The sequence below is a fragment of the Halomonas alkaliantarctica genome (genome assembly GCF_029854215.1).
In the GTDB taxonomy this organism is placed as follows: Bacteria; Pseudomonadota; Gammaproteobacteria; order Pseudomonadales; family Halomonadaceae; genus Vreelandella; species Vreelandella alkaliantarctica_A.
In genome coordinates, this window is the sequence record NZ_CP122961.1 from 1,924,208 (window position 1) to 1,944,425 (window position 20,218).

At 52.6% G+C, this 20,218-nt stretch carries 22 protein-coding genes; 9 read left to right on the forward strand and 13 right to left on the reverse strand.

Annotation, left to right across the window (positions count from 1 at the left end; all coding sequences use genetic code 11):
- Nucleotides 1–36: 36 nt before the first annotated feature.
- Both QEN58_RS08690 and QEN58_RS08695 read right to left on the reverse strand, forming a co-directional pair.
- Nucleotides 37–540: a tripartite tricarboxylate transporter TctB family protein gene (locus QEN58_RS08690; protein WP_280106699.1), complete on the reverse strand. Its 504-nt coding sequence runs from the start codon at nt 538–540 to the stop codon at nt 37–39.
- 48 nt (nt 541–588) lie between these two features.
- Nucleotides 589–1,560: a tripartite tricarboxylate transporter substrate binding protein gene (locus QEN58_RS08695; RefSeq protein ID WP_280106700.1), complete on the reverse strand. Its 972-nt coding sequence runs from the start codon at nt 1,558–1,560 to the stop codon at nt 589–591.
- Nucleotides 1,561–1,768: 208 nt separating this feature from the next.
- Here QEN58_RS08695 and QEN58_RS08700 point away from each other — a divergent pair, with 208 nt between their 5' ends.
- The 3 genes from QEN58_RS08700 (at nt 1,769) to QEN58_RS08710 (ending at nt 5,308) form a co-directional block, all read left to right on the forward strand.
- Entirely contained in the window at nt 1,769–3,556 is a 1,788-nt protein-coding gene (locus QEN58_RS08700; RefSeq protein WP_280106701.1) for an IlvD/Edd family dehydratase, read from the forward strand.
- Nucleotides 3,557–3,615: 59 nt separating this feature from the next.
- On the forward strand, nt 3,616–4,317 hold the full coding sequence (locus QEN58_RS08705; protein ID WP_280106702.1) for a GntR family transcriptional regulator: 702 nt from the start codon (nt 3,616–3,618) through the stop codon (nt 4,315–4,317).
- A 475-nt stretch (nt 4,318–4,792) separates the two neighbouring features.
- Entirely contained in the window at nt 4,793–5,308 is a 516-nt protein-coding gene (locus QEN58_RS08710) for a hypothetical protein (protein ID WP_280106703.1), read from the forward strand.
- 94 nt (nt 5,309–5,402) lie between these two features.
- On the opposite strand, the gene QEN58_RS08715 is transcribed toward QEN58_RS08710, so the two are convergent.
- Entirely contained in the window at nt 5,403–6,107 is a 705-nt protein-coding gene (locus QEN58_RS08715) for a Crp/Fnr family transcriptional regulator (RefSeq protein ID WP_280106704.1), read from the reverse strand.
- A 443-nt stretch (nt 6,108–6,550) separates the two neighbouring features.
- Here QEN58_RS08715 and QEN58_RS19495 point away from each other — a divergent pair, with 443 nt between their 5' ends.
- Nucleotides 6,551–6,679, forward strand: a complete 129-nt coding sequence (locus tag QEN58_RS19495; protein ID WP_425270327.1) for a hypothetical protein — start codon at nt 6,551–6,553, stop codon at nt 6,677–6,679.
- Between the two features lie 83 nt (nt 6,680–6,762).
- Here the strand turns inward: QEN58_RS19495 and QEN58_RS08720 are convergent, their stop codons facing one another.
- Nucleotides 6,763–7,218, reverse strand: a complete 456-nt coding sequence (locus QEN58_RS08720; protein WP_280106705.1) for a YIP1 family protein — start codon at nt 7,216–7,218, stop codon at nt 6,763–6,765.
- Between the two features lie 235 nt (nt 7,219–7,453).
- Here QEN58_RS08720 and QEN58_RS08725 point away from each other — a divergent pair, with 235 nt between their 5' ends.
- Nucleotides 7,454–7,870: a MarR family winged helix-turn-helix transcriptional regulator gene (locus QEN58_RS08725; protein ID WP_280106706.1), complete on the forward strand. Its 417-nt coding sequence runs from the start codon at nt 7,454–7,456 to the stop codon at nt 7,868–7,870.
- A 159-nt stretch (nt 7,871–8,029) separates the two neighbouring features.
- Nucleotides 8,030–8,350, forward strand: coding sequence for a carboxymuconolactone decarboxylase family protein (locus QEN58_RS08730; RefSeq protein ID WP_280106707.1), 321 nt, complete (start codon nt 8,030–8,032; stop codon nt 8,348–8,350).
- Nucleotides 8,351–8,441: 91 nt separating this feature from the next.
- On the opposite strand, the gene QEN58_RS08735 is transcribed toward QEN58_RS08730, so the two are convergent.
- The 5 genes from QEN58_RS08735 to QEN58_RS08755 all read right to left on the reverse strand — a co-directional run bounded on the left by QEN58_RS08735 (nt 8,442) and on the right by QEN58_RS08755 (nt 14,920).
- Nucleotides 8,442–9,935, reverse strand: coding sequence for an MFS transporter (locus tag QEN58_RS08735; RefSeq protein WP_280106708.1), 1,494 nt, complete (start codon nt 9,933–9,935; stop codon nt 8,442–8,444).
- Between the two features lie 57 nt (nt 9,936–9,992).
- Entirely contained in the window at nt 9,993–10,451 is a 459-nt protein-coding gene (locus QEN58_RS08740) for a universal stress protein (RefSeq protein WP_022523564.1), read from the reverse strand.
- Between the two features lie 71 nt (nt 10,452–10,522).
- A complete protein-coding gene (locus tag QEN58_RS08745) occupies nt 10,523–12,115 on the reverse strand; it encodes an MFS transporter (RefSeq protein ID WP_280106709.1) in 1,593 nt (530 codons plus the stop codon).
- A gap of 238 nt (nt 12,116–12,353) precedes the next feature.
- A complete protein-coding gene (gene narL / locus QEN58_RS08750) occupies nt 12,354–13,022 on the reverse strand; it encodes a two-component system response regulator NarL (protein WP_280106710.1) in 669 nt (222 codons plus the stop codon).
- Entirely contained in the window at nt 13,022–14,920 is a 1,899-nt protein-coding gene (locus QEN58_RS08755; protein WP_280106711.1) for a type IV pili methyl-accepting chemotaxis transducer N-terminal domain-containing protein, read from the reverse strand. The genes narL and QEN58_RS08755 overlap by 1 nt, the downstream gene beginning before the upstream one ends.
- Before the next feature lie 176 nt (nt 14,921–15,096).
- Between QEN58_RS08755 and QEN58_RS08760 the strand changes: the two genes are divergently transcribed.
- The 3 genes from QEN58_RS08760 (at nt 15,097) to QEN58_RS08770 (ending at nt 16,536) form a co-directional block, all read left to right on the forward strand.
- Complete coding sequence (locus QEN58_RS08760; protein ID WP_280106712.1) at nt 15,097–15,666, forward strand: hypothetical protein; 570 nt, start codon at nt 15,097–15,099, stop codon at nt 15,664–15,666.
- 79 nt (nt 15,667–15,745) lie between these two features.
- Entirely contained in the window at nt 15,746–16,138 is a 393-nt protein-coding gene (locus QEN58_RS08765) for a ribonucleotide reductase subunit alpha (protein ID WP_138801056.1), read from the forward strand.
- Between the two features lie 11 nt (nt 16,139–16,149).
- Nucleotides 16,150–16,536 carry a SirB2 family protein gene (locus QEN58_RS08770; RefSeq protein ID WP_280106713.1) on the forward strand — a complete coding sequence of 129 codons (387 nt, stop codon included), beginning with the start codon at nt 16,150–16,152 and terminating at the stop codon, nt 16,534–16,536.
- Between the two features lie 46 nt (nt 16,537–16,582).
- Here QEN58_RS08770 and QEN58_RS08775 read toward each other — a convergent pair whose 3' ends face one another.
- Genes QEN58_RS08775 through QEN58_RS08790 form a run of 4 tightly spaced genes read right to left on the reverse strand, consistent with a single transcriptional unit; the run spans nt 16,583 to nt 20,207 of the window.
- Nucleotides 16,583–17,119 (reverse strand): nitrous oxide reductase accessory protein NosL, encoded by a 537-nt coding sequence (locus QEN58_RS08775; RefSeq protein WP_280106714.1) that lies wholly within the window; start codon nt 17,117–17,119, stop codon nt 16,583–16,585.
- 39 nt (nt 17,120–17,158) lie between these two features.
- On the reverse strand, nt 17,159–17,983 hold the full coding sequence (locus QEN58_RS08780; RefSeq protein ID WP_280106715.1) for an ABC transporter permease: 825 nt from the start codon (nt 17,981–17,983) through the stop codon (nt 17,159–17,161).
- Complete coding sequence (locus QEN58_RS08785) at nt 17,980–18,912, reverse strand: ABC transporter ATP-binding protein (RefSeq protein WP_280106716.1); 933 nt, start codon at nt 18,910–18,912, stop codon at nt 17,980–17,982. The genes QEN58_RS08780 and QEN58_RS08785 overlap by 4 nt, the downstream gene beginning before the upstream one ends.
- Nucleotides 18,909–20,207, reverse strand: coding sequence for a nitrous oxide reductase family maturation protein NosD (locus QEN58_RS08790; RefSeq protein ID WP_280106717.1), 1,299 nt, complete (start codon nt 20,205–20,207; stop codon nt 18,909–18,911). Before QEN58_RS08790 ends, QEN58_RS08785 begins: the two co-directional genes overlap by 4 nt.
- Between the last annotated feature and the right edge of the window lie 11 nt (nt 20,208–20,218).

Consider the following 20,218-nt stretch of genomic DNA (forward strand, 5'->3'; position numbering starts at 1 on the left):
AATACGAACCGGGGAAAAGAAGTGCTCTAATTGTCGTTATGAGGAAAATTGAGGCGGCAATAGGGGGACAGGTAGGCCCAGAAAGCCGATGAAAACCGCACATACCACCGTGATCAGCAGCACGATGCCTATGGCGGCGAAGCGCCATGAGACATGTCCGATCATCGCCAATGCTACGACCATGAAGCCAACAGTGGCGATCAGGTACCCCAATATCGAAATGCTATAAAGGTAGGTCGCGGCCAGCAGGAAGGTCAGCATGGCCTTCCATGGCTTACAGCGCCTAGCTTGACCGTTCACGGTTGCCTCCTCCGAAAGAGCATCATGAGTAGAGGTTGCTGCTCCATCAGCCGACATCTGGCGATGCCGCCGGATACTAAATACCTCCTGACCCACCATCGCAGCTCCTAATAAGGCCACCACAACCGAATAGATAAGGGGCATGTTCGCCGCCTTAGCGGGATAGCCCATCGCAGTAATATAAAAGGTCGCTGCAATGCCAATGGCAAAAAACCCCAAGACCAGACGACTTATGTTCATTTCATACCCCTTTGTCGATTCGCCATTTCCCTCTGCCGGTTAAGCGACTTACTGGTTGACCTCATCTTTGACATCAGCCCAGATCTCTTCGAATTGGCCTTCCATGTCCTGCATCATTTGGCCGTAGTCGTCACCGGTCTGGATGTCGAGATTCATGGCACGTTCCTGAGCCGTCTGCTGGAACTCCTCGTTATCTTTTAGGGCTTCAAAGGCAGCAATAAGCTCATCGCGTGCTTCATCTGGTATGCCTGCTGGTGCGCTGTAACCGCGTGAAGAGCCAGCCACGACGTTAATATCTTTCTCAATCATGGTGGGCACATCAGGCAGGATATCCAGACGCTCGTTGGTGAAGACGGCGAGAGGGCGCAGGCTGCCCGACTGAATATGACCGTAGACATTACCAAGGTTATTGAAACTGGCATCGACCTTGCTTCCCAATGCTGCTGTCGCGGAGGGCCCATCGCCCTGGAAAGGGACTTTTTGAAAGGACAGCCCCGTTGCCTTCTCTATCATAATGGTTGAGAAAAAGTCATCTCCGCCGACGCCTGAATTTGCCACCGTAATCTGTCCAGGGCGTTCCTCTGCAGCAGCGAGAAAATCTTCCACTGTTTGATAGGGGCTGTCTTCCGGAACAACGATGATGCCCGGATCAGTGACCACGTTGGCGATCGGCGTTAGTTCATCTATCGAGTAGTGGATGGCGTCATTCATGATGTAGTTGGTCATCAACATGGGTGTATTGGTAATGCTGATGACGCTGCCATCATTCGGTGATTGTTGGGTTAGCCGGGTCCAGGCAATCGCACCTGTAGCACCAGGAATATATTCATTAATGAATTCCACACCCAGGGATTCTCGCAAAAATGGTTGGGTCAACTGAGCCAAGGTATCGCTGCCTCCACCTGCCTTAAATCCTTGAAGCACCTTAATCTCATCGGCTGCTGAATACTCCGCCTGAGCGGCTCCTGAAAGCATCAGGGCGGATAGGAGGGACGCTGTGTAAATGCTACGGATTTGCATTGTCATTTCCTCAAGTGCTGTTTGTCGTTGTGTTGCACAGGGTTGCGCAAGGCGTGCTTGCACTATCCAACGTAGTTGCATATCAATAATATTGTCAATAATATTATTGATAATCTTGCCAGCTAGATTTATACCGCCTAGCCTAATGATCAAGAAGTGTATTTACGGACCCCTCCGAGAAACCGCGAACAAAATAGAGGAAACCGCAATGAGCCAGAACTTTAAAAACAATAGCAACGGCAATGAGCATCATGAATCGACATCTAAAGGTCCCACCTTGGGCATGTCCAATCGACTAACCAACTATGGTGACGCAGACTTTTCGCTCTTTCTGCGCAAGGCCTTCATCAAGGGCATGGGTTATACGGATGATGCGCTTTCGCGTCCGGTCATTGGGATTGCCAATACCTACAGTGGCTACAATGCCTGTCATGGCAATGTGCCTGGATTGGTCGAGAGCGTTAAGCGTGGCGTCATGCTCGCTGGCGGCTTACCGGTAGACTTTCCCACCATTACCCTTCATGAATCTTTCGCTAACCCCACCAGCATGTACCTGCGTAACCTTATGGCATTGGATACGGAGGAGATGATTCGTGCCCAGCCGATGGATGCCGTGGTACTGATCGGCGGTTGCGATAAGACCGTACCCGCGCAGTTGATGGCTGCCGCTAGCGCCGGTGTTCCGACAGTCCAAGTCGTTACCGGGCCCATGCTTGCGGGCTCGCACCGTGGTACGCGCGTCGGAGCCTGCACCGACTGTCGCCGTTACTGGGCCTCCTTCCGTGGTAATGACATCGACGAAGCGGAAATTAACGAAGTCAACGACAAGCTGGTCCCTACCGTGGGTACTTGTTCGGTAATGGGTACCGCAAGCACTATGGCTTGCCTAGCCGAGACGCTGGGAATAATGCTGCCCAACAGCGCCACCGCCCCGGCCGTCTACGCCGATCGGCAACGCATTGCCGAACAGTCAGGCGCGCAGGCCGTTGCACTTGCACACGCAGGCGTTACGCCAGATCAAATTCTTACTCCTGAAGCTTTTGAGAATGCTTTACGCGTACTGCTCTCCTTAGGCGGCTCCACTAATGCCTTGATTCATCTGACCGCTATCGCAGGACGCTTGGGCATCGATATCGATCTTGAGGCATTTGACCGAATGAGCCAGGAAACCCCTGTACTAATGGATCTCAAGCCATCAGGAGAAGGGTACATGGAAGATTTGCATCGGGCAGGCGGCCTCCCCACCTTGCTACGTGAGTTAAAGCCGTTGTTACACTTGGACGCCATGACCATTAATGGTCATACCTTGGGTGAAAACATTGATGCCGCCGTCCATCTCATCGACCAAAAGGTCGTGCGGTCCATGCACAGCCCAGTCTACGCTCAGGGTGGCATCGCCGTATTGCGTGGCAACCTGGCACCGTCCGGCGCCATTATTAAGCAGTCAGCCGCCTCGTCAGAACTTATGACACACCGTGGTCGTGCAGTGGTCTTCACTGGGCTAGAGGACTTGGCTAACCGCATCGATGACCCGGATCTGGATGTGCAAGCTGACGACGTGCTAGTGCTCCAGAACATCGGGCCCAAGGGAGCACCGGGTATGCCCGAAGCGGGCTACATCCCGATTCCCAAGAAGCTCGCCGCTCAAGGCGTCAAAGATATGGTGCGCATTTCCGACGGACGCATGAGTGGCACCGCGGCAGGCACTATCGTGCTCCACGTCTCTCCCGAATCCGCTGAGGGCGGCCCCCTTGGGTTGGTACGCGATGGCGATTTCATATCGCTGAATGTTGCTAATAATCAGTTAAACCTAGAAGTTGACGAGGCGGAGCTTGATGCTCGACGCCAAGCCTTCAAAGTTGAGGAGGGCGGGGCACCACTCCTGGGCTATCGACGTCTGTTTATGGAGCAAATCCTTCAAGCCGAACAGGGGTGCGATTTCCGTGCTTGCCGACCCGAACCTACGTGCCGGATACCGAGACAGCATGAAGCCTGAAAGCGATTTTGATACACTTACTTTCCTTGTGCACTGCAATGAATGCTGAGAGAGCGATCATGAACCGAACTGTCCAGCCGCTCACCGCAAGTGGCGCCGAGACCCAATCCTCTACATCTGCAAACGGTGTCGATGACATCGTGACCGCTGTAGAAGAGGATATCGTTCTCGGTCGCCTGCACCCACGTGAGCGGCTGGTCGAAGAGGCCATGATGGAGCGCTTCGACTGCAAGCGACACGTTGTTCGCCAGGCTCTCTTCCAACTCGATACCATCGGATTGACTGAGCGCATCAAAAACAGAGGCGCTTTCGTCAGGAGTTATCCGCCGGAAGAGGTTGAGGATATCTACGCTATGCGCGAAATTCTCGAACTAGCGGCAGTCAGTAGGCTGCCATTGCCGGCTCCGCAGGAATGGCTTACAGAGCTTGAGGAGGTTCATCAGTGTCACAGCGAAGCTGTGGACGCTCACGACCTGAGGCAGGTGTTTCATATGAACATCGCTTTTCACCGCACTTTATTTAGAGCCTGCGGGAATGAATATCTGTACGCTACCATTAATGAGTTCGCTCAGAAGGCTCATGGCATCCGCTTCATCGCGATTACGGATCGCGATGCTCTAGCTCAAGCTAGAAATGAACACCAGTTGATGATTGACGCCATACGCGACGAAGATCGGGCACGCCTGACTGACCTATGTCGTCAGCATTTGCTTCCTTCCAAAAATCGCTACTTGGAACTTTATTCTGAAACCCAAGATTAAATGGCTCAGCTTGTAGTAGCTTTTGTGTCCTAGCTACATTTAAAAAGTCCTCAACCATCATTAGGCCCAGCCGGGCGACCGGCTGGGCCTTATATTATTAGCTCCAGCGTTATATTATATTTAATAATATCTTTTATTAAAGTTGTTCTATTTTAGCTGTTTTGTATAGCAAAGGTAAATTTTACGTATGGGCTTTGTTGTTGACTGATATAGGTATTGTATCGTAATTTTTATGCTTATTTTTATATCTTATTGTTTTTAAAGCTTGTGTTTTTCTCTGTGAATTTCAGATAAGCATATCTAGAAATAAGTGGTGAATGTAATGTAATACAAAGTAATGAGTGTGTTTTTAGTGATTGTTAAATTTCTACTCGTGTCATAAAAATTGACAAAGATCATGGATGATTAGCTTATTTCCGATTTAGGATGGCGTCTTTGGCGCTACGCCATTTCCAATTTTTATAACGCGAGTAATATGACTATGGATAAGTTAGTTGCACTTAATTTATTACCCCAAGAGCAATTAAATTTAGCTTATTCTCACGAAAAAAATGAGCTCCATCGCTATCGGTGGCTAGCCCTCAGCTTCCTTCCCATCGACCCCCCTGTAAGCCGACTGATGAAAATGATCAGCATGGAGTGCGTGCAGCGTCTTCGTAACGTACAAGATGTGGCTAAGATGATGGACCTCGTAGCTTGTACTGAAGAGCTTCCGATAAAGAAACCTCCTCCATTTTTCAATAAAAAAAGGCAGCATTTTTTTGTGGTCGATGAGTCTATGGGCCGAAAGTTTCTTGAGCGCGCCGAGGAAGCAGCGCAAGAAACATACGCGTTCTTTGACTGGTTGCTGGAAACGAATGCCACACCCGAATTACATCAACTTTTATTTAGGTTCGTAACGCAGAAAAAAAATGAGCACAGCATAATTAAGGAGTGTAGAGAACAGTGGAAAATAAGTTTTTCGGAGCCTGTCGCACGCTATAAAAATTGAGACATAATATCGTCAATATAGACGCTGGCTCATGCTTTGAAGATTTGCTCAAAGCATGAGCTCTAATTTTTGGAAATGCATTTTAATCAATGATTTATGCATATTTTGTATGCTCGGAAATCCTTGCCATTCCTTCCTGATTTACAATGCAGTATTCATGCCCATTGACTGATAGCAAACCTCGTTGTTGAAGTTGGCTGATAATCCGGCTGACAGTCTCGGGTGCCATGCATAGATAATTAGCAATTTCTTGTTTTGACATAGGTAGTCTCAAAAAATTTGAGGAATAACCAAGTTCGCGATATTTATGTGACATCGTCAACAAAAAGCTGGCCACTCTCGCTTCTGATGGTTGGCTTAAAATTTTTCTTAGCCGAGTATGGCCATAGTGCGCGGCGTTGCTCAAACAGCGTAGCAATTGCATATGAATAGCGTCGGTGGTGGGCAAGTCTTCAATCTGACTAAACGGAATCAAGCACAGGCTAGAGGTCTCAATGGTGGTAACAGTCCCAGTATATGTTCTATCACCAATGGCATCTAAACCTATCACATCCCTTGGTAGGTAAAAATGGGTGAGTAGTTTTGTTCCATCCTTATGCTGGTGGCTTTGCTTCAGCATGCCACAGTGAACGATATATAATCCATGAAATGGGTCTCCTTGGTTAACTAATATTGATTTTTTACGCAGCGTAAAAAATGGTTGAGAAAGTATGCTCAAGGCCTCGACTTCTGAAAGCGAGGGGGAATGAAACGCCTCTTCTTGTTGAGGCTGCTTAACTACCTTGCGCAATACGTCCATAGCTATACTCCTATATGCCAAGGTGTTGTTAGGTGAATTTAGTTGTTAAGTATTAAGTGCCTATTTTAGTAAATTTTTATACGTTAAATATATGTATTCGGTTTTCATATATTAACAACATGCTAGTCATTTTAGATGATTTATATCACTATATTTTATATTGCCTTATCAATAATGCAATTATGCTTCCTAAAGAATAAAACCTTTAAGTTGCACGCTTGAAGTCAATAAACGGGCCTTGCATCGATATCGAAGCGTTACTTAAGTGTACCCAGAGATAGCGCCTGCATCTCAATTATGCCGTCAGTATGGACAGCAAAAAATCAGTTAATCACTCTTTCTTGAGCGCTACAGGAGTGAGCTGAAGGCATGTCCTGATAAGCTACTGACTTTAATGTGATTCGCGCGCGGGGCGAGTTACCCTACTAACTGCCGCTCGTGAAATAGAAGATTCCCACCTTCCAGTAATCAAAGAGCTGTCGCTATCAGCGCTCGCAGAGGAAGGCGCGAGTGATCGTGAATTTTGCTCATCTCCCTGCCTGGCGCACGCGTTACCCACTTCTCAACGTTAGAGCGTTTGCTTCACAAGTCATCATTTGGTTTGACGATGACTGGATGGGTGCCCTGGTAGGGTAGTGCGCTTAATTTTCATGGCTTAATAAGCCCAGTTAACAGCAAACAAAATGCCCCACACCAGAGCACTGGCAGCCATAATCGTATACGTGGCTGAGATCGTAGCAACATCAAATTCTTGATGCGTACAGAATGCTTGTAAACCGTGGTAAATCAAGCTGCAAGAGATACCCCGCCCGCAAAGTATAACCACTACGTTGAAAAGTAAGTTGGGTACCAATAGTGCCAATGAAGCGACGAATAACGGTAGTGGTGCAAGGGAGGCAAGTAAATAAGCATCTTGATAGCCGATAGATAGCTCATCAGTTCCATTGACAACAGCGTAGATTACCCAGCCGATCACGAAAAAACTCAATATCTCTGCAAGGAAAATAATTGTCGTGATAAAGCGCCACTCTCGGTCAGCAAAGCCCGCCATAAATGCATCGTCGTAATGGGTGCCCGCATAATAGAGTATTACTGGCGGCAAGAGCGACATGGGTAACACCACCAGCCACGCTAGTAAAGGAATGGAGGGGGAATGCCTGTAACTCTTTCCAGCCTTCACGGGGGTTGAATGGTAATTTGAGAAAAGTGAGTGCTCTCATTTCAGATCCGTCCTGGAGGAATAATCTCAATGGCTGATTGTATCATGGTGTGATATTGTATTTTTAAAGGCGCTATAAATTGGTCAATAAGTGATAGTTGAGTATGTGGCTAAGAGAAATGGAAAAATGAATAACCCCCAGACACTTGATAAAAGCGACTTTGAGCGGCTGTCGCAATTTCGTTACCGGTTGCGTTGCTTTCTTCGCCATAGTGAAGATATCTGTCGCCGCTATGGTCTGACGCCATTGCAGTATCAACTATTGCTACATCTTCGTGGTTTCCATGGAAGAGACTGGGCGACGGTGGGGGAGCTGGCGGAGCGGCTGCAATCAAAACATCATGGGGTGGTGGCGCTAGTTGACCGCTGTGAGCAGCTATCATTGGTTGTGCGTCGTCAAGGGCGTGAGGATCGCCGCCAAATAGAAGTGCATTTATTGGAAGAGGGCGTGAATCGGGTAACCCAAATCGCTGAAGCTCATCAGCCTGAGTTGCGTCATTTGCAGGAAGAGACGCCATTTCCTGGTTGGAATAAGCCCGCTTAATACAGAGCTTAAGACGTTTGATATGGTCAATGTGCATCGAATGTCCTCATTAATAATGCTTGGTTCGATTGCTTTGATTAGCTCTTAAGTATTCTAAGGGGCATTTAGTTGTTGTACTTCTATACTGTGAACTTCAATTTATCATTAAGGTATTGCACTATGACAAAACATGATTTGCCTTCTGGAGCCGGGGATGTCGCAAACCAGTATCCTGAGATATGGGAAGCTTATGCCGCTTTGGGCAAGGCCTGTGCTGAAGCTGGGCCGCTTGATGAACGTAGCCGGCGCTTGATAAAACTCTCGCTGGCCATAGGGGCACGCTCCGAAGGGGCCGTTCACTCCCATGTGCGTCGTGCCTTGGCGGAAGGTGTGAGTGCCGAGGAACTTAAACAAGTAGCCATGTTGGCGATTCCTACCACCGGATTTCCGACTGCTGTCGCGGCCTTAACCTGGATTGAGGACATCACGGATCCTGATTAAGAGCGCTCTGGGTGGCGCTCTTTTCTCTAGAGGCACTGTTCGGATCCAATCGACGCGAACGGTGCCGTGATGCTACAGATGATCCGAACGTTCAGTGCTTGGCGTTCTGAAGAGCCTGTTCTTCGATGTCTCTATCGACTGAAGAGACGTAATACTCGTCATCAAAAGCGCCTTCTGGCTCCTTGAGCCACACTAGGCAGATAACCCAACTGATGAAGGCGCCGGTCGCGATGATGTAGAAGAACTGTGACGGTGTGACAAATGTAAAGATGGTTAGGTAAACCACCGCGCCAACATTACCGTAGGCGCCAGCCATGCCCGAGATTTGCCCCGTGATGCGGCGCTTGATGGAGGGAATGATACCGAAGGTTGCCCCCTCAGCCCCTTGCACGAAAACCGAGGTGCCGATGGTCACCGCAATGGCCAGAATGAGTGGCCAACTCGAATTGAGCATGGCCATCAGCAAGAACCCAACGCAAATGCCAAACATGTAGGACAGCATCACAAAGCGCCGGTTACCCATGCGGTCGGAAACCATGCCGCCCATGGGGCGCGCCACCAGATTAACGAACGCGAATGAAGCAGCGATCAGGCCAGCTGTAGCGGCATTTAGTCCCCAGGTCTCCTCAAAGAACATGGGCAGCATCGACACCACCGCGAGTTCAGCGCCGAAGTTGGCAAAATAGGTGCTGTTAAGCGCCGCCACACTGTTGAATGAATATTTATCATCCTCCGGTACACCCTTACGCAGGATCGGTAGATTGACCCTCAGGATCTGGACAATTTGATAGATGACGATTGCGATAATGGCTAGATAAGCGATGGTCGCACCGGTAACCGATAAATAGCCCATATACTGAATACGCCAGACCAGGATGGCAAGTACGCCGACCAGTGGGATCGTCCAGATGATCAGCTTGATCATATCGCCCCAGGAGCTCACTTCCATGGCAGCGGATTTGCGTGGCTTACGGTGAGCCTGGGCATCCGGGCCATCGGTAATCGCAAACCAGTAGTAAACACCGTAAGCGGCCATAACAATAGCGCTCTGGGCGATTGCCCAACGCCATCCATCGGGACCTCCGTACATGCTCAAGGCGATGGTTGGCAGCGACATAGCAGCTATGGCGGAGCCGAAGTTACCCCAGCCAGCGTAGAAGCCTTCGGCGAAGCCGATGTCCTTGGGCTTGAACCACAGCGTCGTCATGTGGATACCGACCACGAAGCTGGCGCCAATCGAACTCAGTATCAGGCGCGCCACTAGTAATTGCGTCATGCTGTTACCGAAAGCAAACGCCAGCGCCGGTAGCGACATAGTGACCATGAGTACCGAAAACACCCGTCGTGGTCCGAATCGATCCAGCGCCATGCCAACGATGATGCGGGCTGGAATGGTTAAGGCGACGTTGCAGATGGCGAACAGCTTGAGATCATCCGTGGTCAGCCAGTCGACGCTCTTGAGCATGCTCGACGCGAGCGGAGCCATGTTGAACCACACGTAAAAGGTAATAAAGAAGGCAATCCAGGTCAGGTGCAAGGCCCGAATCTCTGGGCTACGAAACTTGAATACAGCGGAAACTTTCATGGTCGTATCGTCCTGTGTCCCAAGGGTGGTCTTTACCAAAGGAGGGGTAGGGGCTGCTCAAGGGCTGGGTAGGATCAACAAGGGACACTCGGCGCGCCGGGCCAGGAACGAACTGACGCTGCCGAAAGTCATGTAGTCGAGTTCATCAACAAAATAAGTTAACGACTTGGCGATGATGCCGCCGTCCGGTTGATGGCTATGGCGGGCAATCACCAGCAGGTCTGGCGAGAGCTTGCGAGTGGCCTGCAGCAGCATCTTGCGCGCATCCCCTTCGGCTAGAAGCTGCTCGGCTTGGAAGCCCTCGCCGATGGCGAATGCCACACCCTCTTGAAGGTGCCGTTTAACCTCATCGTGCTCCTGCTGAAAAAGCGCCTCGTTGTTATCGGTAGCGTCGAGTGGGTTCTCCACCACGCCGACCAGTACCAGCAGAGGTTGGTTACAGCGAAACATATTGACGACCTGAGCGAGAGCCAACTTGGCGTTTCGCGAACCGTCATAGGCGATCATGATTTTCATGGTGTCCTCCCTCATTGGGGTAGGGGGTGAAGACCCGGAGCTCGGCTCCGGGCGTCAAGAGCAAGCCTTATTTAGGGGTTCTTAACGTAGGCACCTTTGCGTAGGTAGAACCACCAGTTGATGACCAGGCAGATGGTGTAGAAGGCCGCAAAGCCGTACATGGCAAGTTCCGGTGTGCCGGCCTGGATCTGTTCGCCCATTACCCGCGGGGCGATGAAGGCGCCATAGGCAGCGACGGCAGAGGTCCAGCCAAGTACCGGGCCTTTCTGCTGCTGATCGAAAATAACCCCGATGCTGCGGAAGGTAGAGCCGTTACCGATACCGCTGGCGGCGAATAACACGATGAATAGCAGCAGGAATAGCCAAAAGAATTGATTAGGGTCGGTGGCGTTATAGGCCTGCATCATCACGTAGCCGGTGGCGATAGAGGCGACCACCATGACCGCAGAGATTGTTTGGGTAACGATGGAGCCACCCACTTTGTCGGAGATCCATCCGCCCAGCGGACGGATCAGAGCGCCCACGAAGGGACCTATCCAGGCCCAGGTTAAAGCGCTGGGCGCCTCTGGGTTAGCCACGCGAATCAGCGTGCCATCGGCAGTGGCTTCCATCATGTTGCCGAAGATGACGTTGATGGAGAGCGGCAGGGCTGCAGAGAAGCCGATAAAGGAGCCGAAGGTCAGAATGTAGAGGATGGTCATTGACCAAGTGTGCTTATTGGAAAATATCGCGAACTGCTTCTGGATATTGGGCTTGATGTCGCCAGGAATCAGGCGCAACAACACCAGAGTCAGAACAATGGTTAGCGGCAGGGCAACCCACATATTAAGCCAGCTGAGAGCCAGCATGCCGATGATGGCAGTCACCATGCCGACGCCGTAGAGCCCCAATATTTTGCTGAAAGCAGCCAGCGGCGAACCAGGGTTGGGCGTAATAGTGCGAAGATTGTTCATACCGAACCAACCGGCGAACGCTAATGGAACCAGAAATACAAGCCAGATAAAGCCAGCATTCTGGATCCAGGTGTCGGTACCTGCTTCGATTCGGCCGATCAAAGTACCGCTAGTGCTTTGCAATTCCATCGGCGAACCGGCTATAGCACCGAAAATTCCGACGGTCATTACCAGGGGAATGACAATTTGCATGGTAGTGACGCCGAAATTACCCAGGCCTGCATTCATGCCCAGGGCGTAACCTTGCTGCTTGCTGGGATAAAAAGTGGAAATGTTGCTCATTGAACAAGCGAAGTTACCGCCACCGATACCGGAAAGTAGCGCCAACGCCTGGAATACCCACAACGGCGTGCCTGGGTTCATCAAGGCGATACCAGTGCCGGCAGCGGGGATCATCAATAGCGCGGTGGTCAGGAATATAGTGTTTCGCCCGCCAGCGATGCGGATCATGAACGATGCTGGGATGCGCAGTGTGGCACCTGCTAGACCGGCAAGCGCCGTCAGTGAAAATAGCTGGTTAATCGTGAATGGAAAACCCAGGTTCTGCATCTGGGTGGTGATCATTCCCCACATCATCCAGACAGCAAAGCCCATCAGCAGGCTGGGAATGGATATCCATAGGTTGCGGTTGGCGACGTGCTTGCCTTCCTGTTCCCAGAATTGGGCGTCTTCGACATCCCACTTCTCAATGTCGGCGTTTCTCTTACTCATGGCGATTTCCCCTTGGCATCAAACCTTTCTGCATCTAGCAGTTAGAAAGCAAGATACGCTGGAGGAAGGCATTGGGGAATAGGCGGAAATGGCATGAAAAACAGCGACATACCTCTTGAGAGGTAGTCGCTGTAAAGCCTGGGTTCATTGATTTTAAAGACAAAAAATCGAGAGGGGGTAAAGGCCGGGCAGAGCAAAAGTATTCGGGGAGTCTTTAGAGGTAACCACACAGAATCGATTAGTGACCGATACCTTCCTGGACTGCCCAGACGGCGGCTTCGACACGCGAGCGCAAGTTGAGCTTTTTGAGCAGATGCTTGACGTGAACCTTGACTGTGCCTTCGGTAATATCCAGCTTGCGCGCGATGAGCTTGTTGGAGAGTCCGCCAGCAAGCTGTTGCAGAATTTCGCGTTCACGCTGCGTCAGGCTATGAATATCCGGGGTGGTCGGGGCATTGCGCTGATTACGCAGGGCTTCAGCGAGTAGGGCGGTCAGGCTTTCGCTGATGACCATGCGTCCCAAAGCAGCTTGGCGCAGTTGGCGAACCATGTCTTCAGGCTCCATATCCTTTAACAGGTATCCGTCAGCACCGTTGCGCAGCGCGGCGACAACATCATCCTCTTGGTCGGAAACAGTGAACATCACCACACGGCCGCTATAGTTGGCTTCCCGTAGGCGGCGCAAGGCTTCTAAGCCATTGACGCCCGGCATGTTTAAATCAAGTAAAACCAAGTCAGGCTCAAGTTTGAGGGCCAGTGCAATGCCTTCTTCAGGGTCGCCCGTCTCGCCAACCAGTTCAAGATCGTCCTCTAGCTCAAGCAACTGAGCGACACCACGCCGTAGTAGCGGGTGGTCATCAATAATCATCAGGCTGGCGGGGGTATCGTTGGCGGTGGTCAGCGTCATTAAGAAGTCCCTGTACCTAAGTGAGAGTCGGAGTCAGCCGTAACAGGCTGCTGCTGAATTAAGCGAGCGGTCAACGGGGTGAAGACTATCTCAATGCTGGTCCCCCCTGTGGGGCGATTGGTGATACTCAGCTCCCCGTTCAGGGTAGTGGTTCGGTCACGTATGATCACCAAACCGTAGTGCATCGGCGGCGAGCTATCGTCTTCCAGGCCTATGCCGTCGTCGTCCACACGCACTAGCAGGCGAGCATCGGCGAAGCGCACAGTGACCCCAGCCCAATGGGCTTGGGCGTGCTTGTGGGTATTGGCCAGCGCCTCTCGAATGATCTGCAGCACGTGAATTTCTTCATTGGGGTTAAGTAGGTGAGGCGGCACATCGTAGTCAAGCTCGACCGTTACCTCCATGCGCTGGCTAAACTCATCGACGGTCTGGCGTAAGGCAAATTGCAGCCCCGGCCCCTCTAGTTTGAGCCGGAAGGTAGTGAGTAGCTCACGTAACTGACGATAGGCGCTGTTTAGGCCGGTACGCAGCTCGTCGAATACCGCAGACTGCATCTCTCGGGTGGCTTCTTTTTGCTGCATGCGTTCGAGTCGAGCGACCTGCATCTTTAGATAAGAAAGCGATTGGGCTAGAGAGTCGTGAAGTTCCCGCGCAATGATGGTTCGCTCGTTGATCAGCGTGACGTGCTGCTGCTCCTCGATACGTCGCTGCAGGTACACCGCCGTGGCGAGCTGGTCGGCTAACATGGTGAGCAGCCGATGGGTGCTATCGTTGAGGCGCTCCTGGGGATACCACACTTCCAGGGTGCCTAGCAGCGTATCGCCTACGCTAATCGGTAGTAGTAAGCACTGTGACTGGTTATTGGACACCATCTCCAAGGGGCGAGGATCGATCAGGCAGGCGTGGCACTCCTGGTCACGACAATATTCTGGTCGGGTACGCGAGTGGGTTTCTAAAACCGGCATTTCCCGTTGGTCGAAAGGATCGTTTAGAGAAAGTCGTATTGGCCCAATATCCAGCAGCTTTTCCAGTTCACGTAACATAGGGGCTGCGCTAGAGCAGAGATCATTACCGCCTCCATAAAGCGAGCGGCTGGCATCGTGCATTACCCGCAGCGCCTGATTACTGCGCTCAAGCTCCTGCTTCTTGCGCGACACCTTGTCTTCCAATGCGGCGTAGCTTGTTGCCAACTCCGCAGACATCTTGTCAAAGGTGTGTCCCAACAATGCCAATTCGTCGCTACCGCGAAGCTGTGAACGCGGCTTGAAGTTGCGCTGAGCCGCCTCGCGGGCAAGTACCATAAGCTGGCGTAAAGGCACTACCAGATTGTAGCGAACATCGTAGAGGGCGATCGAGACAACAATAGCGATCAGTACCAGGAAAAGCACTTGCATCATGCCTAGCAGTCGCACCTTGGCCTCGGTGCTCTGCTCCAGATAGGTCACTAGAATTTCGATGTCACTGACCATCGCTACGATCATCATTTCTAGCGTATCGAGGTCAAGCGCAGTGGCAGTGGACGGTGCCTCTAGTGCCGGACGAAGCGTGTGCTGCCAGTAGATCTGAAGTTTTTCCAGTTGACGGCGGCGCTCGTGACGATCATCAATGGGGATCGTTTGTTGAAGCGTTGTGCCATACAAACGCTGATCGAAGCGTGAAATCAGACCTTCTAACTGTTCTGCGCTTGTCTCCTCTGGAGCATACTCCAGGCGTTGCAATGCCCCCATGATCTGATAGGCATTCATGCGTAGTGAACCAGCGACATTAATCGCGGCAGCATCGCCACGGCTGCTGTTAGACATTGCCATGGTCAGAGTGATGCTGATGAGTGCCATCCCGCTAATGGCAAGTAAGGAAGCAATGATGCGAGCAACCAGGGAGCGCTGAAGTAATTTCATGGCATTTCCGATAGCGCGGAGGAGGTGAGGGAGCGTGGCACTGTCTGCATTTCGTGACGAGGGCTATTCCTTTGGGGTTAGCCGACCTACCTCCGATGTTTTTTGACCTACGCCCAGTATTTACAGACAATTCTTACACGTCTTCCGATGTCTTTATACCCTCGCTGGGAAACGCCATGCCATCATTTGTGCCGCCTCCCACGTTGGAGACATCAACACAGCCAGTAAATGGTTATCAGTTGCTGGTAGCCATGCTACTAATGCCACTGGCAAGCGCGTTAGCGGTGGCTAGCTGGACACTTTATGCCCTGCTCGCAAAGCAGCCCCTGTATGTGCTGATACCGTTGAGTAGTGGTGTGCTGTTGGCTTGGCCGGCTTGGTTTATCGCCAAGCGGGGAGACACCTGCCGCTTGATGCAATGGCTATTACTGGGGCTAGCGTTGGCGCTGGGCGGGTTTGGGATGGCTAGCCAGCCGTGGGAGTTTTTGTTGGTTGGGGCTGGGCTTGGACTGGGAGGTGCGGTGATTACCACCGGCATCGCCCACGCCAAAGGCTGGATGCCTGGTCGTTGGGTGAGTCTTTGTATCGCCCTTTTTCTGGCTTTAGCGGCGGGGGTAGGGTTTTCCTTGCGGATGGCGCCTCTGGTAGTTCAAGCCTATGGTTGGCGCGCGGCGCCACTTAGCCTGTTGATACCGCTATTTATGGTAATGCTGCTGCTGTGGCTTTTCGTAGAGTCACCCGAGTGACGCCTATGAGTCTCACCTGTTCATTCTTACCTACTCTCTCAGCTTCTGATTCTAAACCACTAGCGATAAGGCCCATTTTATGACCATAGCGACGTTTGCCGATTTACTGCAGGAAGCACGTAAACAACCTAAGCCTCAGCGCCTGCTGTTTGTGTTCGTTCGCGCAGAGCTGCCCGATTTCCCTGATGCTGACCAGCGTCGTCGCTTCGAACAGGGTGAAGGGGGTGTGTTGGTGCCGGTAGTATGCGTAGATAAGTCGACGGAGGAATTGACCAGCATGGCGGCGTTGGTCGAGGAGTCACGACGTACCGAGATCGAATGGGATCTAGTTTTCACTGCTGCCATGGACGACCCAAAAGATGACGCCGAGGTTGAACGGCAGCTCCAGCGTATGATGGAGTCACTGCAAATGGGTAATATCACCGCCTATCTTGCCTTCGATCATCACGGCAATGCGGTTAACGTCGGCTAGGGACGGTAACCATGGAGCACTATTTCCTCATCAAGCACCTGCACATGACGGCCGCTGCGCTGAGCATCACGCTCTTCGTAGTGCGCGCCTGGTGGTCGGTGCAGGAAAGCCCGCGACTCAACGCCCGTTGGGTCAAGGTATTGCCTCATCTTATTGATACGGCTCTGTTGGGGCTGGGGGTGACTTTGATGGTATTGCTTTCCGTATGGCCCTGGCAGCTTCCTTGGCTTGGCGCCAAGTTACTGGCGCTGCTGGGCTATATCGGTATTGGCACCATCGCGATTAAGCGCGGTGCAACGCCAAGGGCACGTGCTGTTGCTGCGTTAGTGGCGGTTGCCATATTTGCCTACATGGTGGGGGCTGCCATACATCACAGCCCGCTTTCCTGGCTAGCCTGAATTGCGGCTACTTTCTGCCTCACTCCTCACTCCTCACTCCTCACTTTTATTGCGCCATTGAGTGGGCGGCATGGCCGCTCCCTTCGTGGCGCCCGAGCCGGGCGAGCAATTCCAGGTCGATATCGTCATAGGTGATTATCTCGCCACTATGAACTTCTGCGAACTGCTCGGCACGCTCATGGCTGGAGAACGGCGCAAGGGTGTGGCCCATGCTACCGCGCCGATCATGGCCGACCACATACCAAGCGTCTGCTGCAGGGATAAAGGCATCGTCTTTAGGTGCTTCCCAGGGTGTCACGGCGACATCATGTACATAGGCGTGGCGCAGCTGGGTCTGATTTTCGGGCTGCTGGAGGAAAACGAACATCTCCAGCGTGGAGCAGAACTTACGCGCGTCACGGTGGCTTTGCATAAATGCCTGACCTTTGGGGCCTTCGAATTCGGTGATAAACATACCGCATACATGGCAGATGTCATCGCCGCCAATAGGCTGAGGCGCCATCCTTTCGGTGCTGTCAGTGGCATTGTTGCAACCGGTCATGAGCAAAATAATAAGGGCCAGAATGGGCAGCAGGGCGGGCATGGTCAATCCTCGTTAATAAAATGATGTTAAGAGATGATGTTAAGCGGTATGACGGTGGAAGCGACGGACGGCCAATAGCAGGGGCACCACGACCCAAACCAGCATTGCCAAGGGCGGCCAGGCAGAATGGAACGCGCCTTGCTGAGCGATAGCCGCGATACCGCTTTCTAGCTGTGTGCTGTCGAACCCCGACAGGTTGATCAAACGAAAACTGTCGGTGGGATTGAGCAGCATCAGGTAGGGGAGCCAGTCGCCCCCCTGCTTGACGCCAACCAGTAGGGCCAGCAGTACTAGATCGAAGACCAGCACGAACAGAAACCACACGCCCAGTGCCAGCCCGGCGGCTCGTGCCTTTTCGGTGACCGTTACGCTGATCAGGTAGGCAAAGGCCAAAAACACCCAGCCCAAGAGCACACTGCTGGCGATCAATCGTGCTAAGCCGACGGTTAGTTGGATAATCGGTACGCCTTCAGCGCCCAACGCAATAACGATACCCGCGATACCAAAACCGAGTAGCGTGGCGACAGCCAGAATCATCCCATGGCCGAAGAACTTACCAAACAGCAACGCCGAACGACTTATAGGGTAGGTGAGTAGCAGTAGTAGCGTGCCAGCCTCATGCTCACCGACAACGGCGTCGTAGGCGAGCATCAGCGCGATTAAGGGGATCAGAAAAACGGCCAGCGTTGATAAACTGACCAGGGTGGTGGCCAGTGAAGTAAAACCAAGACCGCCGCTCGCAGCGGCACCAAAGTAGGCAATACCCATTGCCAGAACGGCAAGGATCACGGTGATCGCCAGTACCCAGCGATTGCGCAGGCCATCCTGGAACTCTTTGGCGGCGACGATGAACATGGCCTTCATGCGCTGGCTCCTGGCGTCAGTGAGGCGGGGCGAGTAGAAAAATGCGTGTAGAGATGCTCAAGGGTGGGTGGTGATAACTCGATGTCGTCGATATTCGGCATGGTGGTTAATTGACGTAGTACCTGCATTTTATTTTCCGCGGGCACGTTGACCTCCACACAGCGCTCATTGATTGGGATAGGCTCAATGGACATGGCTTTCCAGAGCTGCGACTGCATGGCCAGCAATGTGCCGTGGATACGAAACGTAAGCGGTAGCTGCGCTTCTTTACGCAGTTGTTCAAGGCTGCCCAGGGCCAGGCGTTGCCCTTTGCCTAGAATCAAAGCGCGGTCGATATAGGGTTCGATGCCGGGCAGTACATGGGAAGAGAGCAGCACGGTACAACCGTTGTCACGTAGGGCTTTTACCGCTTGATAAAAATCGCGGGTGGCCGCGGGGTCAAGGCCGGTGGTGGGTTCATCCAGTAACAATAGCCGGGGAGACCCTAGTAAAGCCTGGGCCAGGCCAAGGCGCTGACGCATGCCCTTGGAGTAGGTTTTAACGCGACGGTCGGCGGCTTCGACCAGGCCCACACGCTCAAGCAGAACCGTTACCTGAAGGCGGTCAGCGCGCTTCAAACGAGAGAAATAGGTGAGCACTTCACGCCCGGTGAGCTGTTCGTAGAAGGTGACGTTTTCAGGAAGATATCCTAACTGACGCCGCAGGCGTTCGGCATGTGGCCCATCTGGAGCGCCACCGAGGACGTCAACATGGCCCGAGCTGGGCGCAATTAAGCCCAATATGAGTTTCATGATGGTCGTCTTGCCCGCGCCATTATGTCCCAGCAAGGCGAGCATCTCGCCTTCTTTGATGGTGAGATCAATTTCAGCTAGGCGCACCAGCGCCCCGTGACGCTTGGTAACACGCTGTAGTTCTATTACTGGGTTCATGGAGCATTTCCTTCTCGGCCGGGCTCGCTCATCAATGGCGCGCTGTCTCTGACCCCTGGGGGACGAAACACCGGGAACTGGCGTTGTACCCATCGCAGTGCCAACACCGCGGGGCTTTGCATCAACAGGCGCGCGGAGGGGTGGCGCCAGAGAAGATGATCCATGGCGTCATTGGGCTCATGGGCGGTGTCGCCGACCCCGTTATCGTCAAGATCCCAACCCAGGTAGTCGCTCCAGTAATTGCCCGACCAATCCTGCTCACGGGTAGCGACATACATGACTTGCTGCTTATTAGCGATGAAGGCGTTGCCCGCCATTTGGTTATCCTCTGAACCGGCGGTGAGATGGATGCCGATGTCGCTGGCTGCGAAACGATTATTCTCGATACGATTGAACTGCGAGTTGTAAACGAACAGTGCCTTGCCGTCGCCGCCCGCTAGACGCCCCTCGCCATCGGCCCCCAGGGGCTGGGTGACGCCTGCGACACGGTTGCCGCTTAACAGGGAATCGGTGATGTTGTTCATCAAAATGCCGTAGTTGTCGTCTGCTTCCGAACGGTTATCAACGACTTCCAGGCGTTTGGATTGCATCAGGGCGTAGCCGGTTCGGGTTCGCTGGGTCAGGTTGCCTTCGAGACGATTGTCGAAGGAGTACATGTAGTGCACGCCATAGCGCAGGTCATGCAGGGTGTTGTCGCGCAGCACGTTGTGGCGGCTGCTGTCGAGATAGATGCCGTCGCGAGTCTGCGCAACATCGTTGGATTCGATAATCGAGTCACTAACGTTATAAAGGTGAATGCCGTTGCCGCGATCCTGAGAGCGCAGTCGGGTATCGCCACGAATGGTATTGCCTATCACACTGACGTCATTGACAGCATCGAGCCAGATGCCGAAGCCAGGCCCGTTTAGCTGGTTATTGCGGATGCTACTACCGTGAGCGCTGGGCTCGACAAAAATAGCGGCCTCCAGTGCTGTCAGGTTGTCCCCCCAGTCTTCAATTTGGAGGCCTTCAAACATAATATCGGGAGCTGCCAGCACCACCGCATGGCCGTGGCCTCCTGCATCGAGGATGGCTTGCAACTCGCCCCGGATATGCAGCGTGCGGTCAATAACCACACGCCCGGGGTAGCGTCCTGCAGGCAGCAGCAAGTGATCGCCGTCGGCAGCCTGTTCGATCAACGGCTGTACCGGCTCACCGGGCGTGGCGATCCAGTCGGCGGCATGAACCCCGCTAGGCAGCCAAAAAAGCCATAGCAGCGCCAGTAAGCAACCTAAATAGCCAGGGTGTCGTTTCATGGTGTTCTCCC